Here is a 7,129-nt window from a genome sequence, read left to right as displayed (position 1 = left end):
TCACCGCCAACTGCACCATCACCGCCTCGTTCACTGCGAACGCCGTCAACGGTGCCTGCGGTACGGACAACGGTCAGACCCTGACCGTCGCTCCGACCAATCTCTGCTCGGCCGGTACCGCTTCCGTTGTTACTGGCAACGGCCCCTGGTCCTGGACCTGCTCCGGCAGCAACGGCGGCTCCAACGCCTCCTGCTCCGCCAGCATCCAGACCTGGACCGTCACCACCGCCCTCAGCGGCGTCGGCGGCTCCATCTCCGCACCGGCTCAGTCGCCGGTCAACCACGGTAGCGCCACGACCTTCACCGTCTCCGCTCTGACCGGCTACTCGATCGCCTCCGTCACCGGCGATACCTGCACCCCGAGCGTGCAGAGCGGCAGCACCTACACCACCGGGCCGGTCACCGCCAATTGCGCGATTACCGCGTCCTTCACCGCCAACCCGGTCAACGGCACCTGCGGTACGGACAACGGTCAGACACTGACTGCCGTTCCGACCAACCTCTGCTCGGCCGGCACCGCTTCCGCAGTGACCGGCAGCGGCCCGTGGTCCTGGACCTGCTCGGGCAGCAACGGCGGCTCCAATGCCTCCTGCTCCGCCAACATCCAGACCTGGACCGTCACCACCGCCGTCAGCGGCACCGGCGGCACGATCTCGGCGCCTGCTCAGTCCCCGGTCAACAATGGCAGCTCGACGACCTTCACCGTCTCGGCCAATGCCGGCTACTCGATCGGCTCGGTCACCGGCGATACCTGCACCCCGACTGTGCAGAGCGGCACCACCTACACCACCGGGGCCATCACCGCCAACTGCACCATCACCGCTTCGTTCAGCCACCTGGCCGGTTACACCGCGCTCAATCCTTCGCGCATCCTCGACACCCGTGCCATCGGCACCACCAGTGACGGCCAGTTCGCCGCCACCGGCGCCATCAACGGCGGTCAGTCCATCGGCCTCACCGTGCTCGGCCGCGGCGGCATTCCCGCCACGGGCGTCAAGGCGGTCGTCCTCAACCTCACCGCCACGGGCGCTTCCGCCGCGACTTACGTCACGGCCTGGCCCACCGGCAGTACGCGGCCGCTTGCCTCCAACATCAATGTCTTCCCCGGACAGAACAGCCCCAATCTCGTCATCGTCCAGGTCGGCACCGACGGCAAGGTCTCCTTGTTCAACGCCCTCGGTTCCACCGATCTCATCGCCGACGTCCAGGGCTACTTCACCGACACCTCCGATCTCACTGCGCTCGTGCCGGGTCGGCTGCTCGATACCCGTTCGATCGGTGTGACCGTGGACGGCACGTTCCAGAAGCTCGGTCCGGTCGCCGGCTTGTCCAAGCTCGATCTCACGGTCGCCGGGCGCTATGGCATTCCGGCCAGCGGCGTCGGTTCGGTCATCCTCAACGTCACCGCCACGGGGCCGGCTTCCTCCGGCTATGTCGTCGTGTGGCCGGCCGGAAGCCGCGTCCCTGCTACTTCGAACTTGAACTTCGTTGCCGGCCAGACCATCCCCAACCTGGTCATCACCCAGGTCGGCGGCAACGGCAAGGTCTCCTTGTTCAGTTCGGCCGACACCGACCTTATCGCCGATGTCATGGGCTGGTTCCCGACCTCCTCGGACCTGACCACGCTCACCCCGGCACGTCTGCTCGACACGCGCGGCATCGGCGTGACGACCGACGGGCAGTTCGCCGGCGGCGGTGCCATCGCCGGCGGCAGCCGACTCGATCTGGTCGTGACCGGACGCGGCAACGTGCCGGCCGGTGGGGTCAATGCGGTCGTGCTCAACATCACCGCGACCGGGCCGACGGCTTCGGGCTTCCTCACGGCCTGGCCGACCGGCAGCACGCGGCCGTTGGCTTCGAACCTCAACTTCGTCGCCGGACAGACCGTGCCCAACCTCGTCATCGTCAAGGTCGGTAGCCAGGGCAAGGTCTCGTTGTTCAACTCCGCCGGCAATACCGATGTCGTCGTCGATGTCGTCGGATGGTTCGCCGCCGCTTCGCCGCAGTAACCTCCAATCCGGCGCCGCGATTCAACGCGGCGCCGTTCTTCTCCATAGACAGGAACCTCGCGTGCAATCGCACGCGAGGCTGCACGAAAAAAACTTCCGCTCGCCGAGCCAACGAACTGTCATGTTCCCCGCCGACAATCGGAGGTGGGGTAATACACAATTCGGGGTTTCAAATCATGGCGAGTCATCGGATCGCACGCCGTCGCGCGCGCGGCATTTTTTATGGTTGGGTGGCGGCACTGGCGCTGGTCGCGCCACTGGCGCAAGCACAAGTGTCCTTGACGTCGACGGGCACGGCATACACTCAGAATTTCAACACACTGCCGACGAGCGGCTCGGCCACCTGGTCGAACAATTCGACGATTCCCGGCTGGTACTCGGCGCGCACGGGAACGGACTCGACCATCGCCGCCGACAACGGCGCGAGCAACTCGGGCAATCTCTACAGTTACGGCATCACCGGTAGCAGCGATCGCGCGCTCGGCTCGATCGGTTCGAGCAACGCAAAAGCGGGGAGCTTCTTCTGGGGCGTGCGCCTGCGCAACAACACCGGCGGTACGCTCACTTCGCTTGCGGTCAGCTACACCGGCGAGCAGTGGCGCAACAGCGCCGCGGCGGCACAAACGGTGAGTTTCTCGTATCTCGCCGGCAGCAATCTGACCGGCACGCTTGGCGAATTTCAACAGGCCGGCACGGCCGTGCCGCAACTCGACTTCACCTCGCCGGTCACCGGCGGTACCGCGGGCGTGCTCGACGGCAACGCAGCGGCGAATCGCACGGCCAAAAGCTACACGATCTCCGGGCTGTCGATTCCGAACGGGGGCGAGATCATGCTGCGCTGGTCCGATCCGGACCATCCCGGCAGCGACCACGGTCTCTCGATCGACGATTTTTCGGTGACCGCGCAAGGCGGTTCGTCAGGCGGTCCGCCGGCACTCAGCGTCGATGACGTGGCGAAGGCCGAAGGCGACAGCGGCACGACGATCTTCCGCTTCACGATCAGCCTGTCCGCACCCGCACCGGCCGGCGGCGTCAGCTTCGACATCGCCACCGCCGACGGCACCGCGACGGTCGCCTCGGGCGACTACGTGGCCAATTCGGCGAGCCTGACGATTCCCGCCGGCGCCACCAGCACGACGTTCGACGTCGCGGTGAACGGCGACACCCAGGTCGAGCCGGACGAAACCTTCTTCGTCAATATCACCAACGTCGGCGGCGCCACCGTCGCCGACGCTCAGGGCCAGGGCACCATCCTCAACGACGACGGCGCCACCATCACGCGCATCCACGATGTGCAGGGCAACGGCGCCGCGAGCCCGATGGTCGGCGCGACGGTGACGGTCGAAGCCGTCGTCACTGCGACGTTCCAGACCACCGACATCAAGGGCTTCTTCCTGCAGGAAGAAGATGTCGATGCCGACGCGGATCCGAACACCTCTGAAGGCATCTTCATCTACTGCAACGCCTGTCCGACTCCGGTCGCAGAAGGCCAGCGCGTACGCGCGACCGGCGTAGTGTCGGAGTTCAGCGGCCTGACCGAGATCACCGCAAGCGCGGCCGGTTCGGTCATCGTCACCGAAGCCGGCAATCACCTCAACGAAGTCACGCCTGCGACTATCACCTTGCCGATCGTCGGCGACATCGACGCCTACTACGAAGCACGTGAAAGTATGCTCGTGCGCTACAGCGACACGCTCACAGTCAGCGAGTACTTCGAGATGGCGCGCTACGGCCAAGTCGTGCTGATGCAAGGCGGACGCCCGCTGCAGTTCACCGAGGACCATGCGCCGAACGTTGCCGCCTACGCTGCCTATCGCGACCAGATCGCGCGACGCAAAGTGCTTCTCGACGACGACAACAATCAGCAGAACTCTCCGCTGAACCTGCCGGCCGGACGTCAGTCCGTTTATCACCCGCACGCGAACGGCGGTTTCTCGGCCGGCACGCAAGGCGAGGATTTCTTCCGCGGCGGCGACGTGGTCAACAACCTCACCGGCGTGCTGCACTGGTCGTGGGCCGGATACACGGGCACCGATGCCTGGCGTATTCGTCCGACGACGTCCAAGCCGGTCCAGTTCACCGTCGCCAATCCACGCCCGGCTGCGCCGCCGTCGACCAACGGCGCGATCAAGGCCGTCGGCCTGAACATGCTGAACTACTTCACCACGATCGACACGACCGCAGGCAATACCGGTCCCTGCGGTCCGTCGGGCGGCATGGACTGCCGCGGCGCGGACAGCGTCGCCGAACTCAACCGCCAGCGTGAACGCGCCTCCGTCGTGCTCTGCTCGCTCAATGCCGACGTCTACGGTCTGGTCGAACTCGAGAACACCACGGCCACCGACACGATCAACGACCTGCTCGGCGCGGTCAACGCGCGCTGCGGCAGCCCGCATCCGTACACCTTCGTCAACACGGGCGGCAAGCTCGGCTCCGATGCGATCCGTGTGTTCATCATTTATCGCACCGGCGTGGTCGCGCCGTTCGGTTCGCCGCTGGTCGATCTCGACAGCATCCACAACCGTCCGCCGACCGCACAGACCTTCGACGTGGTCGATACGACCAACCCGGCTCGCGGCCAGCGCTTCACCCTGGTCGTCAACCATTTCAAATCGAAAGGCTGCTCCGGCGCGAGCGGCGCCGATACCGACCAGAACGACGGCCAGGCCTGCTGGGCGAGCCGGCGCAATTCGCAGGCATCGCGCCTGCTGAGCTGGATCAACTCCACGGTGATCCCGGCCGCGGGCGACCCGGACGTGCTCCTCGTCGGCGACTTCAATGCCTACGCCAATGAATCGGCGATCGCAACGCTCAAGGCCGGCGGCTATCACGACTTGACCACCGAACTGCTCGGCAGCGCCGACGCGTATTCGTACGTGTTCGACGGCCAGCTCGGCCATCTCGACTATGCCTTCGCCAGCAACAGCCTCAACACGCAGGTCGCCGGCGTCGGTCCTTGGCGCATCAATTCGGACGAGTCGACTCTGTTCGACTACAACGACGAAATCCGCGATGTCGGCGAAGGTGCGTTCGAGGCCAAGCCCGACGGTTCCGCGCTGACTCCGCCGCGCATCCTGTTCCAACCGGCGACACCGTACCGCTCGTCCGATCACGATCCGGTGCTGGTCGGGTTGTTCCGCACTGCCAACGCCGTCAACGGTGCCTGCGGCACGGATAACGGTCAGACCCTGACCGTCGCTCCGACCAATCTCTGCTCGGCCGGTACCGCTTCCGTTGTTACTGGCAACGGCCCCTGGTCCTGGACCTGCTCCGGCAGCAACGGCGGCTCCAACGCCTCCTGCTCCGCCAGCATCCAGACCTGGACCGTCACCACCGCCCTCAGCGGCGTCGGCGGCTCCATCTCCGCACCGGCTCAGTCGCCGGTCAACCACGGTAGCGCCACGACCTTCACCGTCTCCGCTCTGACCGGCTACTCGATCGCCTCCGTCACCGGCGATACCTGCACCCCGAGCGTGCAGAGCGGCAGCACCTACACCACCGGGCCGGTCACCGCCAATTGCGCGATTACCGCGTCCTTCACCGCCAACCCGGTCAACGGCACCTGCGGTACGGACAACGGTCAGACACTGACTGCCGTTCCGACCAACCTCTGCTCGGCCGGCACCGCTTCCGCAGTGACCGGCAGCGGCCCGTGGTCCTGGACCTGCTCGGGCAGCAACGGCGGCTCCAATGCCTCCTGCTCCGCCAACATCCAGACCGGGACCGTCACCACCGCCGTCAGCGGCACCGGCGGCACGATCTCGGCGCCTGCTCAGTCCCCGGTCAACAATGGCAGCTCGACGACCTTCACCGTCTCGGCCAATGCCGGCTACTCGATCGGCTCGGTCACCGGCGATACCTGCACCCCGACGGTGCAGAGCGGCACCACCTACACCACCGGGGCCATCACCGCCAACTGCACCATCACCGCTTCGTTCAACCACCTGGCCGGTTACACCGCGCTCAATCCTTCGCGCATCCTCGACTCCCGTGCCATCGGCACCACCAGTGACGGCCAGTTCGCCGCCACCGGCGCCATCAACGGCGGTCAGTCCATCGGCCTCACCGTGCTCGGCCGCGGCGGCATTCCCGCCACGGGCGTCAAGGCGGTCGTCCTCAACCTCACCGCCACGGGCGCTTCCGCCGCGACTTACGTCACGGCCTGGCCCACCGGCAGTACGCGGCCGCTTGCCTCCAACATCAATGTCTTCCCCGGACAGAACAGCCCCAATCTCGTCATCGTCCAGGTCGGCACCGACGGCAAGGTCTCCTTGTTCAACGCCCTCGGTTCCACCGATCTCATCGCCGACGTCCAGGGCTACTTCACCGACACCTCCGATCTCACTGCGCTCGTGCCGGGTCGTCTGCTCGATACCCGTTCGATCGGTGTGACCGTGGACGGCACGTTCCAGAAGCTCGGTCCGGTCGCCGGCTTGTCCAAGCTCGATCTCACGGTCGCCGGGCGCTATGGCATTCCGGCCAGCGGCGTCGGTTCGGTCATCCTCAACGTCACCGCCACGGGGCCGGCTTCCTCCGGCTATGTCGTCGTGTGGCCGGCCGGAAGCCGCGTCCCTGCTACTTCGAACTTGGACTTCGTTGCCGGCCAGACCATCCCCAACCTGGTCATCACCCAGGTCGGCGGCAACGGCAAGGTCTCCTTGTTCAGTTCGGCCGACACCGACCTTATCGCCGATGTCATGGTCTGGTTCCCGACCTCCTCGGACCTGACCACGCTCACCCCGGCACGTCTGCTCGACACGCGCGGCATCGGCGTGACGACCGACGGGCAGTTCGCCGGCGGCGGTGCCATCGCCGGCGGCAGCCGACTCGATCTGGTCGTGACCGGACGCGGCAACGTGCCGGCCGGTGGGGTCAATGCGGTCGTGCTCAACATCACCGCGACCGGGCCGACGGCTTCGGGCTTCCTCACGGCCTGGCCGACCGGCAGCACGCGGCCGTTGGCTTCGAACCTCAACTTCGTCGCCGGACAGACCGTGCCCAACCTCGTCATCGTCAAGGTCGGTAGCCAGGGCAAGGTCTCGTTGTTCAACTCCGCCGGCAATACCGATGTCGTCGTCGACGTCGTCGGTTGGTTCGCCGCCGCTTCGCCGCAGTAACCT

At 66.2% G+C, this 7,129-nt stretch carries 2 protein-coding genes; both read left to right on the top strand.

Annotation, left to right across the window (positions count from 1 at the left end):
* Nucleotides 1-2,009, top strand: a 2,009-nt coding sequence (locus FFS30_RS24040; protein WP_212742576.1) for a hypothetical protein, incomplete at its 5' end; no start/stop codon positions are given.
* A gap of 176 nt (nt 2,010-2,185) precedes the next feature.
* Nucleotides 2,186-7,126, top strand: coding sequence for an ExeM/NucH family extracellular endonuclease (locus FFS30_RS23670; protein WP_171014843.1), 4,941 nt, complete (start codon nt 2,186-2,188; stop codon nt 7,124-7,126).
* The last annotated feature ends 3 nt before the right edge of the window (nt 7,127-7,129 follow it).

The organism is Rudaea sp. 3F27F6 (assembly GCF_005503555.1).
In the GTDB taxonomy this organism is placed as follows: Bacteria; Pseudomonadota; Gammaproteobacteria; order Xanthomonadales; family Rhodanobacteraceae; genus Rudaea.
The sequence above is the reverse complement of the archived record's forward strand: the minus strand, read 5'-3'. Positions and strand labels throughout refer to the sequence as shown.

Bases quoted from the DNA above. Each gene is read 5' to 3' on its own strand.
- FFS30_RS23670 (WP_171014843.1), top strand. From the start codon at position 2,186: ATGGCGAGTCATCGGATCGCACGCCGTCGCGCGCGCGGCATTTTTTAT.